Raw genomic sequence first — 25163 nt, 5'->3', positions numbered from 1 at the left:
TTGACTGACTGAATAGAGAGAATCGAGACTCTATTCGGCTGGATATTGTGGATACGTTCTCGGGCCGAACTGTGATTCGACGCGGCGGGGTCACTTGCTCAAAATACTTCTGCCGCGCAGACTCCTAGCACAAGGTTTTTGAGCTGCCCGAAAAACTGCCGGATTACCAGAAAGAAATGAAACCACCCTATAGCAATGACATAATCTGACCATATACCTACAACGTACACACCACTCACTCCACACCGGATAGCCAAGTATGAAGAAAGACGACGCCAACGCCGAACGCTACATCGCCATCGCCCGGGCCTGTCTGAAGGCCATTAACGATACCGCTGCTGAGGCCGGCTCCCGCGAGGAGAAAATCCAGGCGGTCTACCAGGCCATTGATGATGCCTTCCAGGCGGAATTTGCCGATTACCGGCAGTCCGTTGCGGTGATGGGTACCGTACTGGAGCGCATAGCCTCCGGACAGCTGGATGCTGAGACAGCGGCCTCTCTCGCCCGTAAAACCCTGGACCAGCAACCTGAGAATACCCGAAACGCACTGATCCATTGATCTCCGGAGCAAGTAACACCATGCCATCAGGTATTAGCCTCATAGCCCGCCACGGGCGCTCTCTGACCCAGTTATTGACCCTGCTGCTGTTCCTGGTCGCCAGCGCCCTCACCCAGGCCGCCATCGAACCGGTGAAAAGCCCCAATGACCGGAACAGTTATCGGTACCTGGAACTGGATAACGGCATGCAGGTGTTGCTGGTTTCCTCTCCGGATTCCGACAAGGCCGCGGCTTCCATGAACGTGGCGGTAGGCAGTGGCGATGATCCAAAGGACCGGGAAGGCCTGGCCCATTTCCTCGAACACATGCTGTTCCTGGGCACCGAGAAATACCCGGATCCCGGTGAATACCAACAGTTCATCAAGAGTCACGGCGGTAGTCACAACGCGTTCACCTCGTTCCAGGACACCAACTATTTCTTTGATATCCAGGCCGATCATCTGGATGACGCGCTGGATCGTTTTGCCCAGCAGTTTTCCGCCCCCCTGTTCACCCCCGAGCTGGTTGATCGGGAGCGGCGGGCCGTGCATTCGGAGTTCACCTCTAAGCAGAAGGACGATGGCCGCCGGATCTACTCCGTCAAGAAGGCTATCAGCAATCCGGAACACGCTTTCAGCCAGTTTGCCGTGGGCAACCTGAGCACACTCGAGAACACGGATGAACGCCCGCTAAGACCGGATTTGATCGAATTCTGGAAGAACCACTACTCGTCCAACCTGATGACCCTGGCCGTGTATGGCCCCCAATCCCTCGACGAGCTGGAGAGCATGGTCAGGGGCCGTTTCGACGCTATCGAAAACAGGAATCTGGAACCCAAGGTTCACGACGCACCGCAACTGCTCCCGGATCAACTGCCGGTCCGGGTGACCGTGGACGCCCTGAAAGATCTGCGCAGCCTGTCCCTGACATTTCCCATTCCGTCCCAACTGGAGAACTACCGCAGTAAACCCGCCAGTTACGTCGCCAACCTGCTGGGCCATGAAGGCCCTGGCAGCCTGTTTGACGTCCTGAAACAGGCCGGACTGGTGGAGAGTCTGTCAGCGGGTAGCGGTATGGATACGGGTACGGAATCCAGCCTACGGCTGTCCATGTCATTGACCCCCGAGGGGCTGGAGAACACCGATCGAATCATCCGGCTGGTGTTCGACTACATCGACACTATTCGTGACCAGGGTATCTCGAAGGCACGGTTTGAGGAGATGAAAAACCTGGCGGAGATCGATTTCCGGTTTCGTGAACGCAGCCAGCCCGTCAGCGAAGTCATGCGCCTGTCCAGCCACTTGCGGCACTACCCCCCGGCCGATGTCCTCCGGGCTCCCTGGATGATGGAAGCCTACGAGCCGGAAAAGTACCGCGACATCCTGCAGCGCCTGACACCGGACAACGTGTTGATCACCGTTGTCGCGCCGGAGCCCGACATTGAGACCCCCAGCCTGACACAGTGGTATCAGGCTGCCTGGAAACTCGAACCCGTCGACCCATCCGCCCTCGCAGCCACGCCCGACCAAACACTGGCCAGCCAGCTTCGCCTGCCGGAGCCCAACCCGTTTGTACCCGAGAACCTGGACATGGTCTCAGGCGCGGACATGGATAAGCCGGTGCAACTGGCCAACCAGGGCGGCCTGTCTGTCTGGTATGCCCGGGACACCCGCTTCGGCACACCGAAAGCCAACGTCTACGTCAGTATCCGCACCCCGCTGGCACAGGCCTCCGCCCGTGGCAGGGTATTGACGGAACTGCTGGTGGATGCGGTCAACACCAACCTCAACGCCTGGGCCTACCCGGCACAATTGGCGGGACTGGACTACAGCGTGTACGCCCACCTGCGTGGCGTCACCATCAGGGTCGGTGGTTACAGCGATAAACTGCACACCCTGATGACCCGCATCCTGACCCAGGTAGCGGACCCGCACCTGACCCGGCAGCGCTTTGATATTGCTCGTCAGAATGTCATCGAAAACCTGCAGAACAAGGCCAAGGAGCGACCTGTCCAGCAAACGTCTGAAAAAGTGCAGACCCTGCTGATCGAGGGCGCGTGGAGCACTCAAGCGCGGCTCAAAGCAGCCCGGGAGGTGACGCTGGATGAGCTCCGCAATTTCGCCGGCGAGCTGTTCGCTCAAACCGACCCGGTGATGCTGGCCCACGGCAACCTGAGTCAGGCTGCAGCCCTTAATCTTGCCCAGCAAGTCCGGGCCGTGGTGCTCAACGGGGCCGAGGTCACTGAGGTGCCACGCAGCATCGTACGCCAGTTGCCCGACGGCGAATCCGTCGTACCGCTGTCTGTGGACCACCCGGATACCGGCTATACCCTTTACCTGCAGGGAGACAATACCGGCTTCAGTGAACGCGCTGCCTTCCGGCTGCTGGGGCAGATCATCAGCAGTCCGTTCTACGAAGAGATCCGCACCACCCGGCAACTGGGCTACATTGTCTACGCCACGCCCTTTGAGATGCTTGAAACACCGGCTCTCGGCTTTGTGGTGCAGTCCCCGGAAGCGTCGGGCGAGGAGATTGACCAGGCCATTCGCGAGTTTTCCGACACATTTGAAGAACGCCTGGCGACCATCAGCGACAGTGACCTGGCTCGTGAAAAGCAGGCAGTGATCAGTCAGCTGATGGAACAGGACCGCACCCTTGGTGAAGTGTCAGAGCGTTTCTGGCGGGAGATAGACCGGGAAGCGACGAATTTTGATTCGCGGGAACAACTGGCCAGAGCAGTACAGGCCGTTAGCCGGGACCAACTGATAGAGACGTACCGCAAGGCCGTTCTCGACAGGCAGCATGCCCTCAGAGTGGTCACCGGCGCCACCAAGGCGGACACCAACACCCTGGTCCAACGCATCCTCGAGCAGGGACCGGTCCCGGGCGCCTGATCCCGGGTCTATTCAACCCGGAGACTGGTCGAGGAATCGCTGCCAGTCTTCGGGCTCATCCACGTCCCAGCGCGGCGGAAGCAAACTCACCGACAACCCCAGCCCCTCAAGCCGGGCACAGGTCTGATCAAGCACACTGCCGGTGCCCCAGTTGACGCCATCGAGCATGCCGGCCACCACCCGACGAGCACCAATCATTACATACCCACCGTCATTGGAAGGGCCCAGAACCACATCACTGGTATCCAGCTCCGCCACGGCCTGTCGAATGTAGTCCGAATCCACCGACGGGCAATCGCTACCAACCACCAACGCTTTGTCATGATCTTCGAGCACCCCGGCCAGAGCCGCCTCCATCCGCCGCCCCAGGTTTTCACCCTGCTGGACGCCCGTGGCGATCTGCGCGGAGTCCAGCTTCGACAGCACCGGGGCCGCGGCGGCCGGCGCCGTCTCCAGGGCGCGATCCCACCAGAATTGAACCGGGAATCCGCTGGCGATAAGGTTGTCCAGAACCGCCAGACTCAACCTGACGTGAGCGGCCAACGCGCCACCGGCGCCCAGTGCCGGCATCAGCCGGGTTTTCACCCGGCCCTCTTCCGGCCACTTGGAGAACTGCATAACCAATACTGACGACTCAGGGCTCTTGGGCATTACGGACATCCGAACGATAGGCGTTTGCCAGGGATTCCGGCGATTCGCCGCGCCAATAACGCCACCGCAACCGCCACATGAGGAAGATAGTACGCCAGGCTCCGCCCTGTTCCCAGCGCCGGCTATCGGTAACCACCGGGTCAGTGATACAGAACGGGCGGGACACCAGCCTCAGCCGGGAACACAACTCCACATCCTCCATTAATGGCATCTCTCGATAGCCCCTGAGCACTTCAAACACCGGGCGCCGCACAAATAACGCCTGGTCACCGGTGGCGATGCCCGTCAACCAGGACCGCCGATTCATAAACCATTCAATAACCCGGAACAGGGGGCGCTTACCGCTTAACCGGACATTAAAACGCCCCCAGGCCTTGCGGCTGGCATGGAAGCACTCCAACGCCGCCAGCGCGGATTCCGGCAAGCGTGTGTCTGCATGCAGAAACAGCAGGACATCGCCAGTGGCCACCTCCGCGCCGGCATTCATCTGACATGCACGCCCGCGGGCGGACGACAACACCCGGTCACACAAGGGCTCTGCAAGCCGCGGGGTACCGTCATCACTACCACCATCCACCACAATCACCTGATGACCGGCCTTACGAATCGGGTCTAGATAATGCAGGGTGGTCCTGATGGATTCCGCTTCCTGCCATACCGGGATAATCACGCTCAACCTCAGCGGTTCTCCCGGTTCGTCATCCCCTCGCGATGACCGCTCGCTCATCCGCTATTCACTCCTCACCTTGAAAATTCGAGCCCGGGCCCGATTACCTTTACCATAGTCATTCTAAACCAGTACAGCCGTCAGGTGAGTATCACTATGCCATTGAAATACAGAATCATTCCCGTAACCCCGTTCCAACAGAACTGTTCCCTGATCTGGTGCGAGGATTCCGGGATAGCAGCCGTTGTTGATCCGGGCGGTGATCTGGACAGAATTCGGGCTGCCATCGAGGAAGAAGGCGTAAAGGTTGAGAAGATACTACTGACCCACGCCCATATTGATCACGCCGGCGGCACCGCGGAGCTGGCAAGGTCGCTCAACATCCCCATCGAAGGGCCTCAACGGGAAGACGATTTCTGGATTCAGGGCTTGCCCATGCAGGCGCAGATGTTTGGCTTCCCGGCGCCGGAAATATTCACCCCGGACCGCTGGCTGGAGGATGGCGAGCAGGTCACCGTCGGCAACCAGACACTGGACGTGCTGCACTGTCCCGGCCACACACCGGGCCATGTGGTGTTCTACCACCGCGAATCAAAACTGGCGCTGGTGGGCGATGTACTGTTTCAGGGTTCCATCGGCCGCACCGACTTCCCGAAAGGCGACCACAACACCCTGGTGCGCTCCATCCGCGAAAAGCTGTTTCCCCTGGGGGACGACATCGCCTTCGTACCCGGCCACGGCCCCATGTCCACCTTCGGCCAAGAAAAAGCCAGCAACCCGTTCGTGTCCGATCATCGCGGTTAAATACCCGCGGGCCCTTGAGACACATCACCGGGCCCGCTATCATACCCGCCTTCTGACCATAAGCCCCCGTAGCTCATCTGGATAGAGCGTCCCCCTCCTAAGGGGAAGGTAGCAGGTTCGAGTCCTGCCGGGGGTACCAGCCATACTTTGCTCTACACTGCCCTCCTCTTTGATTCATGTCTCTTCCTTTGCCTGCATCAGATTAATTACTGGCTATACTGAATACTCTCCACAATGCTGAGAATCTATAAACCTTAATACTGGACAACTAAAAAAGGCGTGAGCAGGTTTTCAGGGATGTTTAAGGTTTCACTTTTTGTTTGACCAATGGAGGGAAAAATGAACATTTTCCAGCAAGCAAACATGGGTGTAGCCAAAGCATTAGAGGCACCGGCCTTGAGGGGCATCGTCTCCTTGGCGGCAAGATTCTTAATGGCCTATATCTTTCTGGTTTCCGGTTATGGAAAGATCACAGGATACGAAGGAACCATTGCCTACATGGAATCCATGGGTGTCCCCGGAAATTTATTGCCCCTGGTGATAATTGCTGAGCTCGGTGGCGGCCTTGCTTTACTGCTTGGCTTTCAAGCCCGTTTGGCCGCACTTGGTTTGGCGATATTTTCAGTGGCCGCAGCTTTCATCTTCCATTCCGCAGATGACATGAACCAACAGATTCATTTTATGAAGAACTTGGCAATGGCGGGCGGGCTTTTAGCATTTTTCCTACATGGAGCCGGACGTTTCAGCCTGGATGCTGAGCACACAGCAAGCTGACTTTGATTGGTTCTCCCCCACACAAAGCTGCGTTCTATGTATGGGACATACCGTTCAAAATCTCCATCTACCCTCACCTGCGAATTTGAACTAGATTCTTTAAGCGGTTCACCGCGTCTTACCCGCGGTAACACTATGCTTGGTCAGGAGATCGGTCATGAGCGATGAAGCCACAAGCGCCACCCCCAGCGTGCATTACAACTCAGGCAGATCGATCATTATCCGGCACAGCGTCCGCCCTGATCTCCGGGACCGCTACGAAACCTGGCTGCGGCAGATTATTACTGCCGCAGCTGAATTTCCGGGGCATCAGGGCGTTCATGTGGTCCGTCCCCCCGAAGGGAATGACACGTTTGAGATCGCGGTGCGGTTTTCCAGCAAGGAAGAGGCCGAAGCATGGCTGAACTCGGACATCCGCAGGGAGCTGATATCCGACATCGCTTCAACACTGGCGTCTGACGAGCAGGTTGAAATCAAAAGCGGCATCGATTTCTGGTTTACCCCACCGGCTTCGAAAGCCAAACAACCCACGCGATGGAAACAGTGGCTCATTACCACGGCTGTGATATGGCCACTGACCATGATCGTGCCTGTAGTGTATCAGCCATTGTTTGAGGGCATTCCAGAGCTTGCCGTCTGGGGCGTCCGCCACGGAATCGTCGCCGCGACCATTGTCGCGCTGGTGGTGTACCTGATTATGCCCCGCGTCGTCCGGCTCGTGGCGGGCTGGTTATTCCGTTAGAGCGGAAGAGAATCTTACACGGTTACTCCTGCAATCCCTGCGCTGCCGTCACCGGCGATCGGCTCATCAGGTCGCGGCGGCCACGCTGGCACGTTGAGACCAGGGAAATTCCTTCACCGGCAGATGAATGATGGCCGACAGCGCGCCCACGCCGACACCCACCCACCAGACCAACGTGTAATCTTTGTACACATCGTACATGGCGCCACCCAGCCACACGCCGAGGAAACCGCCCAGCTGGTGAGAGAAGAACACCAGCCCGTAAAGCGTGCCCATGTATTTCAAACCGTAGATATGGGCCACCAGGCCGGACGTCAGCGGTACCGTGGCCAGCCAGAGCGAGCCCATGGCCACGGAAAACAGCACCACCGTTTCCGGCGTAATGGGCGCCAGGATAAAGGCCGCTGAAACCAGCGTCCGCAACAGATAGATGGTGGCCAGCAGGTACTTGCGTGAATATCGGTTACCCAGCCAGCCGGCGAACAGCGTTCCGCCGATGTTGAAGAACCCGATCAGTGCAATGGAAATGGCGCCCAGCCCGGATGCCGAAGTGACACCTACGGCGTAGAGCAGGCTGTCTGGCGCGATCGGGCCACACATTTCGGTGATGAAGGCCGGAAAGTGGGCGGTGATAAAGGCCAGCTGGTAACCGCAGGAGAAGAAGCCGATAAAAATGAGCAAGAACGACGGGTCCCTGACCGCCCGCTTGATCACAGACCCCATCGGTTCTTCATTGGCTGTGGGCTTCTGTGGTTTTGTCGCCTTCATCAGCAAAAGCGCCATCATAGAGACCATCACGAAGCCCGCGAAGACCATAAATACCGACTGCCAGGGCATCTGGCTCAGCAGCGCATTGGCCACCGGCGGCCCGACAATCTGACCGGCGGAACCGGCCGCCGTTGCGATCCCCAGCGCCATGGACCGGTGCCTGTCCGGTGCGGCGCGGCCGACCACCGCCAGAATTACGCCAAAACCGGTGCCGGCAATGCCGAAGCCTACCAGCATCTCCAGCAGCTGATGCTGCCCCGGCGTAATGGCGTAGGCTGACAACACCAGGCCGATCACGTAGAAGGCGCCACCACCCAGAATCGCCTTCCGGTCCCCATAGCGTTCCGCCAGGGCGCCGAAAATCGGCTGGCCGATGCCCCAGAACAGGTTTTGGATGGCAATCGCCAGTGAAAACGACTCGCGCGGCCAGGCGAATTCATGGGCAATGGGCAACTGGAACAGCCCGAATGACGCACGAACCGCAAAACTGACCAGAATGATGATACAACCCGCAATCAGAACGGGGTTGATCAGGCGGTCATAGGAACCCGAGTAGGTTTTATCCACTGTGTTGTTCTCACTGTACTATTGAGGTCGACGCTATCGGACGCTGCAAGCCGATCAGCGCGCGTTTATGTGCTGCTCCAGTTGCGGTAACCGATCCTGCCCGAAAAACATTTCATCCCCTGCGAAGAAGGTTGGGGCCCCGAACACGCCGCGACCGATAGCCTCTTCCGTCAGACGTTTGAGTTCCGCCTTCACGGAAGCATCGTCACAGCGTGCCAGGACGTCTTCGGCATCGAAACCCGCCTGCTGCAGCACGCTGACAGCGGTCCCGGGATCATTCAGGTTCTTCTCATCCACCCACATCGCGTTGAAAACCACATCCAGATAGCGGTGGAAATCCGGCGTGTCCCGGTAGGCAACGGCGCCTCGCATGAGCACAAGCGTGTTCACCGGGAAATGGGGGTTGAAATTCAACGGCACGCCGTAAATCCGGGCGAAGCGTTCCATATCCAGGCGAGTGTACCGGGATTTCGCGGGGATCATTGCCGGGGACTGGTTCCCGGTTGCCTTGAAGACACCACCGAGCAGCATAGGCTTCCAGCGAATCTCCACCCCGGTTCGCTCAGCCAGCGCCGGTAGTTGGGTCCAGGCCAGATAACTCGCGGGGCTTCCCACGTCGAAATAGAAATCGATAGTCTCAGTCATGTTGCTCTCTCCTTAAAAGGTTTCTATCCAGGGCCGCAGATCCAGCTCGTGGGTCCAGCAGTCCCTTGGTTGTTGGTGAAGCTGCCAGTACTGCTCGGCAATGTGCTCGGGGTTGAGGATCCCGCCCTGTTCCTTCAGGGCATAACGTTCGGGAAAGTTGTCCCGGATAAAGGCGGTGTCGATTGCGCCATCGATAACAGAGTGGGCCACATGAATACCTTTGGGCCCGAGCTCTCTGGCCATGCTCTGAGCCAGCGCCCGCAGGGCGAACTTCGCACCGGAAAATGCCGAGAAGCCACTTCCACCACGGAGAGATGCTGTAGCACCCGTGAAAATAACGGTTCCACGGCCACGCGGCAACATCACCCTGGCGGCTTCCCTCCCGGCCAGAAATCCCGCAAAGGCCGCCATTTCCCAGACCTTTCTGTAGACACGCCCCGTTGTCTCGGTAATTGAAAACCGGACGTTGGCCCCGATGTTGAACACGACCACGTCAACCTCGCCTATTTCAGCTTCAATCCGGGAGAACAAGGCACACATGGCATCCTCGTCCCGGGCATCACAGCCAAGCCCGTAAGCCTTGCGCCCCATGGCTTCAATCTCTTTTACCAGTGGTTTCAGAGAATCCTCGTTACGCCTGGTGGCGACAACAATGTGCCCTTCCCTCGCAAAGCGCTTTGCGATTGCCCCGCCAGTGGCATCTCCCGCGCCGATGATTACGGCTACCTTCTGTGGTTTCTTTTTCATGAACATCCACCTTGTAAGTTCTTTTTTGGAACTAACAAATATAGTCAGTTCCTTTTAGGAACCTGTCAAGTTAAAATGGTGGTTAACGAAAAGAGGACACCTTATGCGTTGGGAAAAACTGGACCAGGAGCCCTGCTCCCTTGCCAGAACCCTGTCGGTCATTGGCGACCGGTGGACATTGATTATTCTGCGAGACTGTTTCCTTGGCGTACGGCGGTTTGAACAGTTTGAAAGTCGGCTGGGCATCACCCGGCACGTTTTAACGGACCGGCTGAAGAAACTGGTGCAGCATGGCGTCCTTTCGAAAACGCCCTACCAGCAACGTCCACTGCGCGAGGAATATCGCCTGACGGACAAGGGGCTGGACCTTCACCCCGTGATCATGGCGTTGGTCCAGTGGGGGAATACTCACATGGCGGACGAGCGCGGAGTACCGCTGCTTCACATTCATAAAACCTGCGGCCACCGCATGGCTCCGGTGACCGTATGCTCTCACTGCAAGGAAGAAGTCAGCGCACGGGATGTGCGTGTCGAGATTGCTCCGGCATGGGAGGGAACCATCGACGGCCTGATTCCGGCTCGTGGAAGCAAGAACCAGGAGACATAGGGACGGCTTCAGGCTCAACCACAGTCCTGAATCGCCTTAAAGCGCGCCCAGGACCTTCTGACGGTGCTTTTCCCAGATTTCGGCAAACTCTTCATCACTCTTGCCTTTACCCTCAGCAATCGCCTTTGGCCAAGCTTCAAGCAAAGCATTTAAACGCACGGTACGGGTATCATTCCAGGCCTGATGTTCATCAGTCCAAATACCTTTTTCTTTGAGGTAACGAATGGCGCCTTCGTGAAATGGCACATCGATGGCAGGTACGCCGGAGAGTTTCGGATCCCAGCGGTGCATTACGGCAGTGGCGTCCTTATACATTGGATAAGTCTCGTCCACGGCCTTAAGCAAGGTATACACTTCGTCGGCGTCCGCATCGGCCCGGACAACCAGCATCGGATAACGATAGGCAACCATATTGACCGGGTTGTCCTTGCTTATGCCTGCACCGGTAGTTTCTTTATACGGAGCAAGGAAGGGAGCGACGTTACCCAATTGATCCCACGCTTCCTTATCATTGGGGTCCATATCGAGCCAGCGAATGCCGCGAGGTGATTCGGCCAGTTCATAGACATGACTTGGTGTGCTGGTGGTACACGATGCATCCGCCTCGTTACGAGCCAACGAACCCATTGCGCTGGCGTAAGTGGGGAACATCACCGCGTCAACGTCATCACGGGACAAGCCCGCGAACGCCAGAAACGCATCACATTTGACGTTGACAGAAGGGTTGCCTGCCACGTACGCAAAGCGGTGCCCTTTCAGGTCAGCCAGAGTTTTGATGTTGGCATCCGCGGCGGTAAAAATGCCAAAAGAGGATGGCCGTCCCGCAAGGACGCGCAGATCCTGAGGCCCCCAACGACGTGTAGCAAAATCGTAAACACCTTCTGCAGCAAAAAAAGTTTCTGTCGCCAGAAAACCGACCGTCGCATCGCCGCTGAGCAAAGGCTGCAAACGGCCAATTGCCGACCCCGAGGGCTTGATGCGGATCCGGGTGCCGTATTTCTTGCCGAACGCATCGGCAATTGCCGAAGCTTCCGCATATCCGGCAGAGCCAACATCGTAGGAAGACCAGGTCATGGTACCCGGTAACGTGGGAGTTTCAGCGTAGACCGTTGCACTCAGACCGAGAGCCACAGAGGCAGAGAACAGAGTAGCGGTCAGCGACCGCGTAATGTTTGCGGGATTAAGCAGCATAAATGTCACCTGATATTGTTGTTTTGAATTTTCCCTGTCACGTACGCATGTATTGACAGGCCTTTCCATATAAAAATGACAGCTTTACATAAGCCAACTTATACCGGACAACAACTCATCAGCCCTGAAGATCCGGTATTACTCTCTTTGCACGCAGCTCGGCCACTCGTTCCGACGAAAGGCCCAGATCTGCCAGAATCTCAGACGTATGTTCAGCGAATCCTGGAGGTTGGCGATGATACTGGGAAGGTGTGCGGCCCAGCTTAATGGGGGAGCCTGTGCCCTTATAATCAGCGATCTCAACGACCATCTCCCGATGACTCGTGTGAGGGTGGTTCAGAATGTCCTCAGTCTCCAGCACGGGACCACACGGCACACCGGCCTGAATCAGCCTCTCCGCCAGGCTTTGTCCGTCTTCGCTGGCAAAGGCCGCCTCCAACAACTCCCGTAAGGTATCGCGATGCTCCAGACGTGCACCATTGTTGGCAAAACGGGCATCGTCCGGCAGTTCGGTACAACCAATGATTTCGCACAGTCTGGCGAACTGGGTGTTGTTGCCTACCGCCAGAAACACGGGCTGCGTGCCGGTACGGTACATTTCATAGGGCGAAATATTCGGGTGTGCGTTACCGGTTCGGCGCGGCTCTGGTCCGCCGTAGAAGACGTTGGGGAAATGGGGGTGCATCAGAGAGAGTCCGGAGTCAAACAAGGCCGCCTCCACGAACTGACCTTGCCCGCTACGGTACCGTTCGTACAAAGCCAGGACGATGCCAATAACAGCATTGAGGCCTGTCACCATGTCCACCACTGGAACTCCAACCCGCAGTGGCTCACCTTCAACTTCGCCATTCACACTCATCAGCCCCGTCATGGCCTGGATCACAGCATCATAACCGGGAAGTCCGCCCATGGGGCCGTCAGCACCAAACCCGCTGATGCGGCAGTGTATCAATCCGGGAAAGCGCTCCTTGAGCACGTCGTAACCCAACCTCCAATTTTCAAGGGTACCCGGCTTGAAATTCTCCACCAGTACATCTGCGCCTTCGAGCAAATCAAACAGCAACTCTTTACCTTCAGCGCGACGTAAATCCAGCGCCATGCCACGCTTGTTACGATTGAGCCCATGGAAATAGGACGCCGCACCGTGCTCAAAGGGAGGGCCCCAGCCTCGGGTTTCATCACCCGAAGGAGGTTCGACCTTGATGACATCGGCACCATAGTCACCCAGCACCTGAGTGCAGTACGGGCCGCCGAGGACCCGGCTAAGGTCGATCACCCGGACGCCGTCCAGGGCAGCAGCAAAACCGTTCATAACGAACCTCCTGCAGCCACACCTGCCGCGCTCAGCATGGCTTGAGCATCGACCAAGCGTGCGGCAACATCGCGGTCTAAAGGCTTCTCGGTCAATAACTCGGCCACCGCCTGAGCGTCAGGCGCCAACACCTCAAGCGGATCTTGCGGCAACAGTTTGTATTGCAAAACCAGTTTGGCTAAGGCCAGGCGCCGGAAATCACCGCTTAACTGTGCTGATTCCCAGACCAAGAACACCGCAGACGTCATGTGATAGAGGGCACTGGCAATACGCCTTACTTCTGCCTCGTCCTCTGGCGACCCGGCAACTCGCTCAGCGGCTGCTACGGCTTTTGTCAGCAACGCCGTAAAAGTTGTGAGCTCAGACTCATCCAGCCCAGCCTCGCCCAGCAGGCGCCCCAGGTAATGACTCAATGCCGGCAAAGTCTGTTCACGACGAATGGCGCGGAATACGTCGAGGGCAACGATATTGCTGGTGCCTTCCCAAATAGAGCCAAGGTGGGCATCGCGCAACACTCTGGCATCTGACCATTCCTCAATGTAGCCACAGCCACCTCGCACCTCCATGCCATCGCCAGCCACCTTTCGCGCATCCCGGGTGGTACGGAACTTGATCAATGGGGTGAGGATGCGCAGCAATTTGGCCGCCTCGTCATCGCCACCGTCGGCACGCCGTAAGCACTCAGCGGTATGGAACACCATACTGCGCCCCTGCTCGGCACTGATCAGCATCTTGAGCAACTGGCGCTGCATCAAAGGCAGGTCGATCAGCTGCCGGCCAAAAGCAACACGGTTACGGGCGAAGAACAGTGCCTCGTTGACCGAGCGTCGCATCATGCCGGCGGAGCGCACGCCATTTGACAGGCGTGACATGTTGATCATGTCAGTCATCTGCTTGAAACCGCTGCCCTGCTCACCAACGACATAGGCCACCGCACCTTCCATAACAATCTCGCCACTGGCCATGGAACGCGTACCCATTTTGTCCTTGAGGCGCAGAATACGGTATTGGTTCAGGCTGCCATCTTCGAGGTGACGCGGCAGCAAAAACAGGGTCAGCCCTCGGGTTCCACCATCACCGCCGGTCGGACGCGCCAGTACCATGGCCAGTTCGGCATCCGGGTTAGAGCAGAACCACTTGTCGCCATACAGACGCCAGGTGCCGTCCTCGCAGTGTGCCTCGGTGGTAATGGCACCCACGTCGGAACCGGCATCCTGCTCAGTCATGAACATGGCACCCTGATAATGTTTGGCTTCGTCCTGAGAGGTAAGGTTGTCGATATAGCGCGCCACCAGCTCCGGATCACCGAACTTGCGCAAAGTGCGAGTCAGTGCATCGGTCATACTGAGCGGGCAACAGAGCCCGAACTCGGCCTGTACAAATAGATAGGTCAGTGCATATTTAGCAATGGGTGGCAGCGGATCTGGCCAGCCCAATACCCCGCCGCGATGAGACATAGCGGCCAAACCGAAATGAGAATAAGCAAAGTGCTCGAGACGGCGATAAGAGGGGTGTTTCTCAATGCGTGGCGCATCAGCTCCGTTTCGGTTGCGCAAATGTAATACTGGCGGATTCTTGTCCGCTTCAAGCGCGAGAGTCTCCAGTTCGTCGCCAACCAGAGTGCCCATTTCTTCAAATGCAGGGGTCATATACTCGCGCAGTGACGGCTCCATATAAATACCAAGCATGCGAGCGAGTTCTGGGTCACAGGTGTAGGCACTGTTACCGCGGTTATCCGGAATGTTCCGGTGAATATTCTCTGTCACGTTCCTCTCCTTCCCGATAAGCTTTTAGCCATCTTAGGATGAGATTTCACGGACAGGCCAATACAACTTTGCTCTGCAATGATAGTATTTTTAGTATCGTCAACTGATAATTCAGACAGAGCATGCCGTTATGGCCCTGACATTTCGCCAACTACGTTACTTTTTGGTATTAACAGAAGAGCTTCATTTTGGTCGCGCCGCCAAGCGCCTGCATATTTCCCAACCACCGCTGAGTGCAAGCTTACGTCAGTTGGAAGAAGAGCTGGGCGTGCAACTGTTTGACCGTAACAGCAAAAGCGTAACAATGACTGCCGCCGGTGAGGTTTTTCAGCGTCAGGTACGACACCTGCTGGAGCAGTTGGACGGATCGCGGAACCTGGTGCAGCGCGTCGCGGCCGGCGCCTCGGGGATACTGCGGGTTGGCTTCACCCAGGCTATGATATTTCGCCAGTTACCCGCCGCTTTAAAGAGGCTGCAGTCCATGCACCCCGGGATCGAGCTGCAACTGCTGGAACGAAACTCCGCCGATCTGGTGGACGCGGTCGAGTCTGGGCAGCTTGACGTCGGTTTTATCCACTCCATGCCGCTTCCAGAGACCTTGTCTTCCCTGACGATCGCCAACGAACCCTTTCTGTGTTGCTTGCCGGTAAATCACCCTCTGGCTAACCGGGACACTGTGAAAATACATGATTTGATCGGTGAGCCCCTGGTAATGTTTACCCGTTCTCTCGCACCGCATTACTATGACCGATTGGTCAGCCTGTTTCACATCACCGACCTGGAGCCCAACATCAAGCACGAGGTTTCCCAATGGTTAACCATCGTGGCGCTGGTTTCCCAGGGTATGGGAGTGGCCCTGGTACCACAAGCACTGGCCGAAACAATGTTCTCCAATATTGTGTTTCGACCACTGGCCAATCTGAACGTCAGGCACCAGTCCCTGTGTATCTGGCCGAGTGATACTCAAAATCCCAACTGCGACCTGTTGATCGGGTGTATCAAAGCCAATCGACCATAAGATCATACTCACCTGCATGTTGGTGAAGTCAATTTGTCCGAACATCTCAATAGTAGTCCCGCCAGATTGTTCAAATCCTGCCCATTGTTCGTTTTAAAACAGCTTCTGCCCATTCTCCACCGATGATTCAGGCGCAACCAGAACCACAGCGCCGGACTCTGCCTGAACACCTGTAACCAGGCATTCGGACCAAAAGGGCCCGATTTTCTTGGGCGGAAAGTTGGTCACGGCAAGTACCTGTTTGCCCACCAACATGTCCTTGCTATAGATGTCGGTAATCTGCGCGCTGGAATTACGTACTCCGATCTCCGGGCCAAAATCCACCTTCAGCTTGTAGGCAGGCTTTCTCGCTTCCGGAAAGTCCGCCACCTCAGTGATGGTACCGACGCGTAATTCAACTTTCTCGAACTCTTCCCAGGTAATCATGGTACTTCTCCAGTTCATTGATTGAGGGAGGGTTTCAGGGTCTCCAGCAACTGGCTACTGTATCCGCAGGCCGGGGTAGGCACTTTCGATTTGCAGAGACGCTATTCCGGTTTTCGGCGAAAATAACGGGGTGATTTACCGAAATGGCGGGCAAAGCGATCACTGAAGGATGACAAAGACGCGTAACCAACCGCATCGGCAATACGCTGTATATTGAGATCGGACTGTTCCAGTAACCGCCAGGATTCCTTCATCCGTAACTCGGTCAGATACTGGTGAGGCGTCATGCCCACCTGGTTGCGAAACAGGTCGTTCAGCTGTCGGGTGCTCAGATGCGCCAGTGCGGAGAGCTCCATGGTGGTGATTTTTCTGTGGAAATTGTCGTCCAGAAACTGCTTTGCGGCTGATACCCGGCGATCCAGGTTCAGCTTTTGCCCATGGCGCTCGTGCAGAAGCTGGATCAGTAGCAGAAGCATCTGGTGCTCGGTGTTTGTCGAGCCGCTTCCATCCTGAAGCTGGCCATGGGGTTAGTACACATCCATCATTAACGGGACCACTCTGATTGCCGTTTTTCGGGCTGGCTTTGAGGATACAACGCCTCAACCATCTGAGTCATTTGGTTAACGCCGGTTGACTGCTCATCTTTGTATTCGGCCAACCGGGGCTCCACAGGTTATGATGCGAGCCCAACCCTTCACCCGGAACCCCAAATGGCCCGCTTCAACGAAATCGGCACCGCTACCATTCCCGGCAACGGAACCCAACTGCGCCTGTTGCAACGCAACGACGAATTCTCCATCAAGATTGCCGGCACCACCGGTGAACTGATGAACAGCCGGTTGCACGGTTCGGAAGACGCCCTGGCAACGCTTGCCTGTGAGCGTATCGCCGGGCAACCGGAGCCCCGCGTGCTGATTGGCGGGCTGGGCATGGGTTTTACACTGGCGGCGGCGCTGTCAGCGCTGAACGACGACGCCCGGGTAATGGTGGCTGAACTGGTGCCCGAAGTGGAAACCTGGAACCGGGGACCATTAGGGGCGGCAGCGGGGTATCCGCTGAACGATCCCAGGGCCAGCGTTCACGTTGGTGACGTCGCAGAGTTGCTAAGGGATGGCGATGGCGACTGGGATGCCATTCTGCTGGATGTGGACAACGGCCCGGAGGGGCTGACCCGTAAGGAAAACAACTGGATTTATTCCCCCGCCGGCATCGCCGCCGCCCAGAAGTCCCTGCGCCCCGACGGTATCCTGGCCTATTGGTCCGCCGGCCCGGAGCACGCCTTTACCGAACGGCTCCGTCGCGCCGGGTTTTCGGTAGAACCAGTCACGGTGCGAGCCCTGCGCCCGGGTAAAGGCGCACGTCATGTTATCTGGCTGGCCTGGTAACCAGGCTCATCATGGTCGCCGCATTGCCAGACGGTCATTCGAAATACAGGTTTATGTGTTGTAGGTTTGTGAGTAAGGGGTAATGCTCCGGCGTGCCCTGTTAATCCACTGCGACACTCAGGAGGTATTCCAATGAAACCTTCAATGAGTCTGACCGGTGAGCATGAAGACCACAAAATAGCCGCAGTCTTTGAGGCGGAAACGGACGCCAGGGGCGTGGCGAAAGCCCTTTGGGAAAACACAAGCCTGACGGACAAACAGGTCATGGTGCTCAGCCCCAATGACCGGCATCACGGAGAGGAGCTGGAACCTGAAGACCAGGGCATCTGGCGCACGCTGGTACGGTCCCATATCGGGCTGGGCATTGCGGGCGCCGTTGCCGGGTTTTTCCTGTTTCTCGTGCTGAACGCCTCTGGCATCGGGCTTATTGCCCAGAATACGGTGGTTGCTGCTTCCGTTTTCACCGCATTCGGAGCAGTATTCGGACTGTAGCTTGCAGGTGCGGTTACGGTCCGCCCGGATCACACGCCCTATCTGATCAAGACGCAATCCGCACTACGCGAGGGCAAGTATGTGGTGGCCGTTCATGCATCCAGCCCGCAGCAACTTCAGGAGGCGAAGTCGTTTCTCCAATCCCGACACGTTAAAACGGTACGAACCCTCTGATTAGCTGCCGATAGCCCTCTATCCGTAAGTGGTCTCAAGCTGTCTCATGGGGCAGCTTCACAATTTCAACAACAGAATCGGCCATCCTCGCACAGCGAACCCCGTCAAAGGGAAATACCGAGTCAAAACCTCCTTTAATCCTCGCCTCCAGTATTCGCTTGAGATGTCGGCGTGCCCGAAATAGCCGGGTTTTGACGGTTACCGCGCTTATCCCCAGGTCTTCAGCGATAGCCGCTACGGACATTCCTTCTGCTTCGCGCAATACGAAGGTAAGCCTCAGGTGACCTGGAAGCTGCGAGACTGCGGACTCCAAAAATTCGCGGAATTGGGCGCGCCCATGTTCACTTTCGGGACTCGATACCCTGGAGCCCGGGAAGGCGACCACCGAAACACCGGGATCCAGTGGTTCATTTACCGAATCATACTCCTCGGTTGGCCGGACTTTCCGTAGTCGCATTTTTGCGGCATTTAACGCGATACGGGTAATCCAGGTCGCCAACTTTGCTTCACCCCGGAACTCATCGATTCGGGTAAACGCAATGAGATACGTCTCCTGAACAACCTCTTCCGCCTCGGAATCGTTATCAACGATGCCTCTGGCAATTCTGAAAAGCCGGGGGTTCATACGCCGGATAATTTCCCTTATGGCGTTCTCATGTCCTTTGCGCGCCAAGTCAACAAGCTGATTTTCCGGGACGTTACTGTCTACGCTGTTGGCGTCTGATTTTTCTGCGGAGATGTTCATGTTTGCCCCCGGACGTTAACCCTACCCTCGGTCAGTATATCCCTGACTGAGGGCAATATGTCTTCAGCCTTTTCTGTTACTCCTCCCGCTTTAATCGCTGTGTCATCCCACCCATCATCGCCCGGTTTTCCGACAACGATACGCCCCACCATAGCCGCGGCTTCGTGCGGCAGGCAGTAAAAATCGTAGACTCCGGGTACTACGAGCGTAAGCTCGAAGCGACCGCGAGGCAGCAAGTAGCCACTATCGAAAGGGGCGGCGCTCTTCGGTATCCGAAGCTCCCGTCCAAATAGCTGCGGATGGTAAGCCGTCACTGTGTGGGAGTTAGTGGGATCCAGGTTTATGAACCGCAGTGTTGTCCCAGGAGAGACCGCAACTCCGAGCGGGTCAAACCAGACCCGCTCTCCTCTCGCTGTACCTCGCATCGCAATCAGCACTTCGTTCCGGCTGGACGCTAACACTGGACATTTGATCGCTACCAGGGCACTGCCTGAAGCAATCAACAGATCCCGCCGGGATAAAGTCATTTAGCCAGCCTTTGCTTCGCATCTTCATCGTGGAAGAGAACCACGTGAGCATGCGGTTCATCAACACCAGGGTGTCCGGCGTTGTAATACACATCCACCGACGTAACGTTGTGTGCGCCTACGCTGAGGTCATCGTAGGCGGTGCCATTTTCCAGCGCCTCCAGAGGGGTCATGAAGATTGTCGCGGACAGCTTCCCGTCGCGGTCATACCCCAGGAATGGACCGGCAGGGAGTGTTTCAGGGTCCACAAACAACGTCCCCAAACCGGAAATGAATTCAGGCAGCGGGAGTACATTACTGACCTGCACATAAGGTTTATCCGGCGGCATTTGATCTACCGCGCTTTCATCATGCGCAAACGCAACAGATACAACAAATAAACCAATAGTGATCGCAATCGTTTTAAACATGTCAGTTCCTCTGGTCGTTATTGGGAATTAATCCCGTGGCTCTCGTTAATACAGATGCATGAGGAACAAAAAGGTTTCTGGTTCTTTTAAACAATCTGACGACCAGGGGATCAGCAGGCTGAACCGGGTCTGGCGCATGTTGCGTGAGGAAGGTGCGCAATCCGTATCGGATATTGCGGCATTCAATGGCTTTTATCATCACAGCCAGTTTTCCGCCGATTATAAGCAGCTGTTTGGCGAGTGCCCGTCTGAGACGTTGGGGTGGTGTTCGGGGGAGGTTGCTTAGAAGAGACCGCGGGCGAAGGGTATCCTCTTCACCCGCGGTCAGGGCTTTTGTCAGAAAATCAGTGAATCGCAGCTGTCATACGTCACTACTTCACTGGTGTTACTGTACGTAATCTCAGCTACATGACCGGTGCCTGTGTCATCCAGATACCTGACCTCAGCAAATGTACCGCCGTCCCCATCTAGCCTGATAATCCCGCTTTGCGGACAACTGTCTCCTGACGCGACATACACCGACTTTTCAGTGGAGATTTCAATATACCCACCAATCGCTGAACCAATGAGCTTGGACGCAAGCGAAATACTCACCCCTGAATTGTCCGCCTCAATCGTGGTCAACGCATTGGCGATGGCGAAATAGTCATTGCCAAGAATGAACTCCAGCGCGTCGGTCTGATAGGTTTCAGTCCGCACGCCGCCACTCTCAGTGATCTCCCACTCATCCAGCCCCTTGGCGACAATGTCCTCGCCACTGGCGATGACGGTCCCGGTCAAATCAAAAACCTGAAAGCCGGCATGGCCATCGCTCAAGACTTCGTTGACGTAGAAATAATCGCCGTTGAGGACAATACGACCAAATGTCGGTGTGTTCAGTTCGCAGTTGTCGAATCGCCAGCGTTCGTCGTCACTGACATCATCGCTGTTCACTGTGATGACGACTTTACCGGTGTTGTCACACTCGTAGGTCAGTTCATTGCCCGAGACATCGGGTGACCGCGAAGTAACCGCAGTATCCACTTCCTCCGCCAACAGGTAGGCGTTTTCCGCGTCGTCGTACAGTATAAGAATTGCGTTCGTATCTTCCTCGCTGGCGATGGTCACCTGTTTCTCTGCGTAACCATCAGGATCAACGGATATGGAAGCACTGGAGGGCTTTTCAGTTGGCGTTTCATCGTTGCTACTACTTCCACCGCCTCCGCCACCACAGGCGCTCAAACCCCACGCGCATACGAATGCCAGAGTTCCGGCAGCTGTTGTTCTGACCACGGCAAATACTCCCTTTTTTAGCGGCCGGCGCGAACAGGTGAACCGTGAGGTTTCACCCGACTTCCTTTCGCGTCTTCCTGATCTCGTTCGCTTACTGGTGGCTAGCCAAAGCGCCACCTGTTACGTAATCGATACACCTGTAACTGAGCGTAGTTCATACGACAAAATTTCGGCAATATTTTGCAAGATTTGACGATTATTCAGTCTGCGGTTTTCAACGCTTCCAGATCCCGTGGGGCAACGCCCAGATCCTGCCAGTTTTCCGGATGGCAGGTGAACAGCAGCACCTGATGCCGGCTGGCGGCGTCAAACAGAATGCGCTTCATCTGATCCAGACGCTGGCGATCGCTGTGCACCAGGGTATCGTCCAGAATGATCAGGGTCGGGCGACCGGCTTCCTTTAGCAGATCCGCGTAGGCCAGGCGGCTGATCAGCCCCATCTGTTCCCGGGCGCCGAAGCTCAGTTCCAGGACATCTCCGGTTTCATTGCCCTGCTGACCGGCACGGGTCAACTGGCCGGGCATCAGGTTGTCGTCCACGTCCAGGCTCGCCTTGGGGAACAGCACGCCAAGGTAGTGGTTCAGGTGTTTTTGCAGCGGCGCCTGGAGACGGCGGGTCAGAGCCTGGCGCTTTTCCTGCAAGAGCGTGAGTAGCAGATCCAGTGCCTGCGCACGGCGATGAAGCTCGGTATAGCGGCGATTTACATGTACAAACCGCGCCGCCAGCTCTTCCCTTTGCTCTTCCAGCCCTTCGGCACCCTGACTTTCCAGCTTGCTTTCAAGGCTGGTCAGCTCCAGCGCTTCCTGCTGGTGACTGCGTTCCAGCTGTTCGGCACTGGCCTTGAAGCGGGCCATGTCCTGTTGCAGCAATTCCGGGCGGGCCTCGTCAATCTGTTCCTGCCGTTTGCTGACGGATTGTTGCAAGCGCGCTTCCCGTTCCCCGGTCTCGGCAATTTGCGTCTGGAGGGATTGCTCGGCCGCCTGGCGCTCCGGGTTCTCCAGTTCGTCCTTCAACTGCCGCCATTCCAACTGGGCATTCTCCAACGCCTGGGTGGCGGCAAACAGTTGCTTGTTGTGTTCCTGCAGGTTGCCATCCGCCTCCCGCAGTTGCTGTTCGGCCAGCTCCAGTGCCGCTTCCGCACTGGTCAGGGACACCGGCTCCCCCGGACTATCCGACAGCGCCTTCTGTTCGGATTGCAGCCGTTCCAGCCGCCCGGCAAGCTCCTGCTGCTGGCTCTCCAACACATCCACCCCTTGGGGGGCGATGGATGCCAATAAGGCCTCCAGTCGCTGGATGGCTTCCTTCCGTTGCGCCTGTTGCTCCGCCAGCTTGCCCGCCTGTTCGGGGGATTCCACTTTCATGGCTTTGAGTTGGCTGTCGTAGCTTTCCTGCAGCCGCTCCAGCTGGCGCTGAACCCGGGCAAGGTCATCGCCGCCGGGGGTGATGGTCAGTTCGCCGATGCCTGGCAATGCCAGGGTGGTGGCTTCCAGTAACAGCGCGTCACCTTCTCCTTTGAGGGATTCGCCGTTCAGCGTCAGTGCCTGGCCACTCTTGAGGGCGTAATGCAACCGGGTAGCGATGGTCTGCGAGCGAACCCGCTCCTGTTCCAACAGGCGCTGGGTGTTACGCAGGGTTTCCAGAGCCTGCAGGTCCAGGGGGTTGGCCTGTTGCTGGTTGCGGGTTTCCTGAAGTTCCACTTGGTAGACACGGGCCTTCTCCAGGTTTTTACCCAAGGTTTCCAGGTGTTGCCGCAACTGCGCAATATCACTTTCAAGGCGGTTGCGTTGTTCCTGTTCCTTCGCCACCCGCACCTGTTGTCGGGCCTTGTCGTAGGCCTTCCGGGCGTGCTGCTGGGCAACGGTCACCTGCTCTTCGCGGGTGTTCAGGGTAGTCACGGTTTCCTTGCAGTGTGCCAGCACCTGCTCACGTTCGGTCAGCTTGCGGGCGGCGAGCTGTGATTGCTGCTGTTGCCGTCGCAGAAGCTTGAGATTCTGCCGGCAGTCGTCCAGCGCCTGCTGCTCCTGCTTCTGCTCCTGTTGCCACTGTTCGATCTCCCGGAAGCGGTTCTCTGCCTTCTGGTAATTCTGGCGCGCTGATTCCCAGGGGCGCTCCTGCTCGTTGCGCTGATAACGCTCGCGCAGCTCCCCCAACCGGTCAACCATGGACTGGTAGTGCACCACCCGCTCGTCCAGTTCCGTCAGTTCGGCCGCCAGTTTACCCTGCTCGTCGCCCAGACGGGCGTAGTCGCCCCGGGGCTTACCGGTGGCTGTCAGCAATTCAGCGCGCTGGGCCTGCACCTGCTGGATAACATCATCCCCGCCGCTGCTGGCCACTTCGCCCAGCAGGCTGTTCAGGGCTGATTTCAGGTGATCGCCGGCGTAGGCAACGGCATCGTGAACATTCTGCCCGCTGCCCTGCTCCACCCATAACAGGCCCGGAATGCCCCAGTGCTTATCCTGGCTGGCGCCCCGGGGGGCGAACTGGAAACCGAGCAGGCCCGCCAGTTTGTCTTCCGCTTCCTCTCCAGAGTAGCTTTCCCCGGCCACCTGCAGGTCACAGCGTTTCTTTTGCAGGAAGCGTTTCCTGAGCTGCCACTGGTCGCCCTGGCATTCGAAGTCCAGCTCCACGGACGGAGCTGCGGACGAATCTCCCCAGGGTCTGAGGTCATCCACACTGCTGGATCGGTGGCGCTCAAAGAAGGCGGCGCGAATGGCTCGCACCAGGGTGCTCTTGCCCGATTCATTGGGGCCATGAACAAGATTGAGGCCGGGCCCCAGATCAGCCAGCTCGATGGGCTGCCGGAACTGTCGCAACTGTTCTATGCGCAGGCGCTGTAGCTTCATGAATGGCCCTCCCCGCCGCTCTCGGACACCGGTTCAATACGATCCCGTAACAGGCTGGTCAGAATTGCCAGGGCGTCCCGTGAGAGGGTGGCCTGATCGTCATCGTCACTTTCCTGTTTTTCTCTGAGCTCACCAATGACTTCGCCCAGATAGCCATCCGCCTTGAGTTCGGCAATGTCGTCGTCGGTGGGTTGCAGCGCCAGTTGGCTGCGGTCGCACTGCACGCTCCGGTGCCGGGCCTCCGCTACGGAAAGGGCACGGAGAAGTTTCTGCTCCCCCGCCAGGTCGACCTCACCGGACAGCCGTATATCAACCACCGCCGGCGCCGGTAACTCCTCGAGCCTCTGCAGCAGTTCGTCCAGATCGGTGGCCACGCTGAGGTGTTCCCGCCACTGCACCCACTCGAACTGACCAATGCGATGACAGCTAACCTCCGGGTCCGCCCCTGGCCCGGCAATGTCTACCACCAGCGCCACGCCGGCCTCGTTGTTGCGGAAACGCTCCGGTTCCGGGGTACCGCTGTACCAGGTACGGGCGTTGATCTGTTTCACGCCGTGCCAGTCACCCAGGGCAAGATAATCCAGGTTTGCCTGCTCGGCCCGGTCGGCGGCAATCGGGTTGGCCGAATCGATATCGTCCGCCAGCACCCCCTGGACACTGCCGTGGGCCAGCCCGACGCGCACCAGTTCCGGGGATGTTTCCAGATGATCAAAGCTCTCGGTCAGGTCACTGTGGGTATGGCGTTGGGTAAGCGGGGCGGCAAGAATGGCCAGTCCTTGCTCTTTCAGCTCAACAACGCCCGGTTCCAGCGCCAGGTGAACATTGTCAGGCACTGCGTTCAGGCGTCGGGCACGGGTCCACACGCTTTCCGCCAGGGCGGCATCGTGGTTGCCGGGCAGCATCACCCAGGGGCCGGAGAAGCCGGACATGGCGTTGAACACTCGCCGAATGGTACGGTCCGCCACCGTCTGGGCATCGAAGACGTCCCCCGCCACCAGAACCGCATCGCATTGCTCATCGCTGGCCAGTCTGGCCACCCGTTCAATGGCGGTATACCGGGCTTCCGCCAGTGCGACCGCATCGTCATTATCAAAGCGGCTGTAGTAGCGGCCCATCTGCCAATCTGCGGTATGAAGAAAACGGGGCATGACATTCCTTTTCAATGGATCAACAAACCAGGCTGCTAACTCTACGTTCA

26 protein-coding genes and 1 tRNA gene are annotated in these 25163 nt (G+C 57.3%); 11 read left to right on the top strand and 16 right to left on the bottom strand.

All coding sequences use genetic code 11. The features are described from left to right. Window positions 1-259: 259 nt before the first annotated feature. Window positions 260-559 carry a hypothetical protein gene (locus tag EHN06_RS07710; protein WP_127331696.1) on the top strand — a complete coding sequence of 100 codons (300 nt, stop codon included), beginning with the start codon at window positions 260-262 and terminating at the stop codon, window positions 557-559. Between the two features lie 20 nt (window positions 560-579). Beyond that, window positions 580-3432: an insulinase family protein gene (locus EHN06_RS07705; protein ID WP_127331694.1), complete on the top strand. Its 2853-nt coding sequence runs from the start codon at window positions 580-582 to the stop codon at window positions 3430-3432. 12 nt (window positions 3433-3444) lie between these two features. On the opposite strand, the gene EHN06_RS07700 is transcribed toward EHN06_RS07705, so the two are convergent. Both EHN06_RS07700 and EHN06_RS07695 read right to left on the bottom strand, forming a co-directional pair. Beyond that, on the bottom strand, window positions 3445-4083 hold the full coding sequence (locus EHN06_RS07700; RefSeq protein ID WP_127331683.1) for a TIGR04282 family arsenosugar biosynthesis glycosyltransferase: 639 nt from the start codon (window positions 4081-4083) through the stop codon (window positions 3445-3447). Further along, a complete protein-coding gene (locus EHN06_RS07695; RefSeq protein WP_127331681.1) occupies window positions 4067-4810 on the bottom strand; it encodes a TIGR04283 family arsenosugar biosynthesis glycosyltransferase in 744 nt (247 codons plus the stop codon). Before EHN06_RS07695 ends, EHN06_RS07700 begins: the two co-directional genes overlap by 17 nt. A 96-nt stretch (window positions 4811-4906) precedes the next feature. Between EHN06_RS07695 and EHN06_RS07690 the strand changes: the two genes are divergently transcribed. The 4 genes from EHN06_RS07690 (at window position 4907) to EHN06_RS07675 (ending at window position 7070) form a co-directional block, all read left to right on the top strand. Then, complete coding sequence (locus EHN06_RS07690) at window positions 4907-5554, top strand: MBL fold metallo-hydrolase (protein ID WP_127331679.1); 648 nt, start codon at window positions 4907-4909, stop codon at window positions 5552-5554. 62 nt (window positions 5555-5616) lie between these two features. After that, a tRNA-Arg gene (locus EHN06_RS07685) sits at window positions 5617-5693 on the top strand. A 200-nt stretch (window positions 5694-5893) separates the two neighbouring features. Further along, window positions 5894-6328 carry a DoxX family protein gene (locus tag EHN06_RS07680; RefSeq protein ID WP_323053022.1) on the top strand — a complete coding sequence of 145 codons (435 nt, stop codon included), beginning with the start codon at window positions 5894-5896 and terminating at the stop codon, window positions 6326-6328. Window positions 6329-6485: 157 nt separating this feature from the next. After that, window positions 6486-7070, top strand: coding sequence for an antibiotic biosynthesis monooxygenase (locus EHN06_RS07675; protein ID WP_127331677.1), 585 nt, complete (start codon window positions 6486-6488; stop codon window positions 7068-7070). A 66-nt stretch (window positions 7071-7136) separates the two neighbouring features. Here EHN06_RS07675 and EHN06_RS07670 read toward each other — a convergent pair whose 3' ends face one another. Genes EHN06_RS07670 through EHN06_RS07660 form a run of 3 tightly spaced genes read right to left on the bottom strand, consistent with a single transcriptional unit; the run spans window position 7137 to window position 9797 of the window. Continuing rightward, window positions 7137-8405, bottom strand: a complete 1269-nt coding sequence (locus EHN06_RS07670) for an MFS transporter (protein WP_127331675.1) — start codon at window positions 8403-8405, stop codon at window positions 7137-7139. A gap of 54 nt (window positions 8406-8459) precedes the next feature. Further along, window positions 8460-9050 (bottom strand): 2-hydroxychromene-2-carboxylate isomerase, encoded by a 591-nt coding sequence (locus EHN06_RS07665; RefSeq protein WP_127331673.1) that lies wholly within the window; start codon window positions 9048-9050, stop codon window positions 8460-8462. Window positions 9051-9062: 12 nt separating this feature from the next. Continuing rightward, entirely contained in the window at window positions 9063-9797 is a 735-nt protein-coding gene (locus tag EHN06_RS07660) for an SDR family oxidoreductase (protein ID WP_127331671.1), read from the bottom strand. 103 nt (window positions 9798-9900) lie between these two features. On the opposite strand from EHN06_RS07660, the gene EHN06_RS07655 reads away from it, so the two are divergent. Then, entirely contained in the window at window positions 9901-10404 is a 504-nt protein-coding gene (locus EHN06_RS07655; RefSeq protein ID WP_127331669.1) for a winged helix-turn-helix transcriptional regulator, read from the top strand. 36 nt (window positions 10405-10440) lie between these two features. On the opposite strand, the gene EHN06_RS07650 is transcribed toward EHN06_RS07655, so the two are convergent. The 3 genes from EHN06_RS07650 to EHN06_RS07640 form a co-directional block, all read right to left on the bottom strand. Further along, window positions 10441-11595 (bottom strand): TAXI family TRAP transporter solute-binding subunit, encoded by a 1155-nt coding sequence (locus tag EHN06_RS07650; RefSeq protein ID WP_127331667.1) that lies wholly within the window; start codon window positions 11593-11595, stop codon window positions 10441-10443. Window positions 11596-11713: 118 nt separating this feature from the next. Then, window positions 11714-12907: a CaiB/BaiF CoA transferase family protein gene (locus EHN06_RS07645; RefSeq protein ID WP_127331665.1), complete on the bottom strand. Its 1194-nt coding sequence runs from the start codon at window positions 12905-12907 to the stop codon at window positions 11714-11716. Next, on the bottom strand, window positions 12904-14673 hold the full coding sequence (locus EHN06_RS07640) for an acyl-CoA dehydrogenase family protein (RefSeq protein ID WP_127331663.1): 1770 nt from the start codon (window positions 14671-14673) through the stop codon (window positions 12904-12906). Before EHN06_RS07640 ends, EHN06_RS07645 begins: the two co-directional genes overlap by 4 nt. A 130-nt stretch (window positions 14674-14803) precedes the next feature. Between EHN06_RS07640 and EHN06_RS07635 the strand changes: the two genes are divergently transcribed. Beyond that, window positions 14804-15691: a LysR family transcriptional regulator gene (locus tag EHN06_RS07635; protein WP_127331661.1), complete on the top strand. Its 888-nt coding sequence runs from the start codon at window positions 14804-14806 to the stop codon at window positions 15689-15691. Window positions 15692-15784: 93 nt separating this feature from the next. Here the strand turns inward: EHN06_RS07635 and EHN06_RS07630 are convergent, their stop codons facing one another. Beyond that, window positions 15785-16117, bottom strand: a complete 333-nt coding sequence (locus EHN06_RS07630; protein ID WP_127331659.1) for a tRNA-binding protein — start codon at window positions 16115-16117, stop codon at window positions 15785-15787. 101 nt (window positions 16118-16218) lie between these two features. Then, on the bottom strand, window positions 16219-16593 hold the full coding sequence (locus EHN06_RS07625) for a helix-turn-helix domain-containing protein (protein WP_127331657.1): 375 nt from the start codon (window positions 16591-16593) through the stop codon (window positions 16219-16221). Window positions 16594-16827: 234 nt separating this feature from the next. Here EHN06_RS07625 and EHN06_RS07620 point away from each other — a divergent pair, with 234 nt between their 5' ends. Further along, complete coding sequence (locus tag EHN06_RS07620) at window positions 16828-17502, top strand: spermidine synthase (protein WP_127331655.1); 675 nt, start codon at window positions 16828-16830, stop codon at window positions 17500-17502. A gap of 132 nt (window positions 17503-17634) precedes the next feature. Then, window positions 17635-17994, top strand: a complete 360-nt coding sequence (locus tag EHN06_RS07615; protein WP_228257434.1) for a hypothetical protein — start codon at window positions 17635-17637, stop codon at window positions 17992-17994. A gap of 208 nt (window positions 17995-18202) precedes the next feature. Here the strand turns inward: EHN06_RS07615 and EHN06_RS07610 are convergent, their stop codons facing one another. From EHN06_RS07610 to EHN06_RS07600, 3 genes are all read right to left on the bottom strand, one after another. After that, window positions 18203-18913 carry an RNA polymerase sigma factor gene (locus tag EHN06_RS07610; protein WP_127331653.1) on the bottom strand — a complete coding sequence of 237 codons (711 nt, stop codon included), beginning with the start codon at window positions 18911-18913 and terminating at the stop codon, window positions 18203-18205. Further along, window positions 18910-19338 (bottom strand): plastocyanin/azurin family copper-binding protein, encoded by a 429-nt coding sequence (locus tag EHN06_RS21755; protein ID WP_416332551.1) that lies wholly within the window; start codon window positions 19336-19338, stop codon window positions 18910-18912. Before EHN06_RS21755 ends, EHN06_RS07610 begins: the two co-directional genes overlap by 4 nt. Window positions 19339-19436: 98 nt before the next feature. Further along, window positions 19437-19850 carry a hypothetical protein gene (locus tag EHN06_RS07600; RefSeq protein ID WP_127331649.1) on the bottom strand — a complete coding sequence of 138 codons (414 nt, stop codon included), beginning with the start codon at window positions 19848-19850 and terminating at the stop codon, window positions 19437-19439. Between the two features lie 58 nt (window positions 19851-19908). On the opposite strand from EHN06_RS07600, the gene EHN06_RS07595 reads away from it, so the two are divergent. Further along, window positions 19909-20136 carry a helix-turn-helix domain-containing protein gene (locus tag EHN06_RS07595; RefSeq protein WP_127331647.1) on the top strand — a complete coding sequence of 76 codons (228 nt, stop codon included), beginning with the start codon at window positions 19909-19911 and terminating at the stop codon, window positions 20134-20136. Between the two features lie 50 nt (window positions 20137-20186). Here the strand turns inward: EHN06_RS07595 and EHN06_RS07590 are convergent, their stop codons facing one another. From EHN06_RS07590 to EHN06_RS07580, 3 genes are all read right to left on the bottom strand, one after another. Beyond that, window positions 20187-21122: a hypothetical protein gene (locus tag EHN06_RS07590; RefSeq protein ID WP_127331645.1), complete on the bottom strand. Its 936-nt coding sequence runs from the start codon at window positions 21120-21122 to the stop codon at window positions 20187-20189. Window positions 21123-21322: 200 nt separating this feature from the next. Beyond that, window positions 21323-23965: an AAA family ATPase gene (locus EHN06_RS07585; protein WP_127331643.1), complete on the bottom strand. Its 2643-nt coding sequence runs from the start codon at window positions 23963-23965 to the stop codon at window positions 21323-21325. Further along, window positions 23962-25113 carry a metallophosphoesterase family protein gene (locus EHN06_RS07580; RefSeq protein ID WP_127331641.1) on the bottom strand — a complete coding sequence of 384 codons (1152 nt, stop codon included), beginning with the start codon at window positions 25111-25113 and terminating at the stop codon, window positions 23962-23964. Before EHN06_RS07580 ends, EHN06_RS07585 begins: the two co-directional genes overlap by 4 nt. Window positions 25114-25163: the final 50 nt, after the last annotated feature.

This window comes from Marinobacter sp. NP-4(2019) (assembly GCF_003994855.1).
Classification (GTDB): domain Bacteria; phylum Pseudomonadota; class Gammaproteobacteria; order Pseudomonadales; family Oleiphilaceae; genus Marinobacter.
Note: the sequence above shows the minus strand (reverse complement) of the source record. Positions and strands in the feature narration are given on the sequence as shown.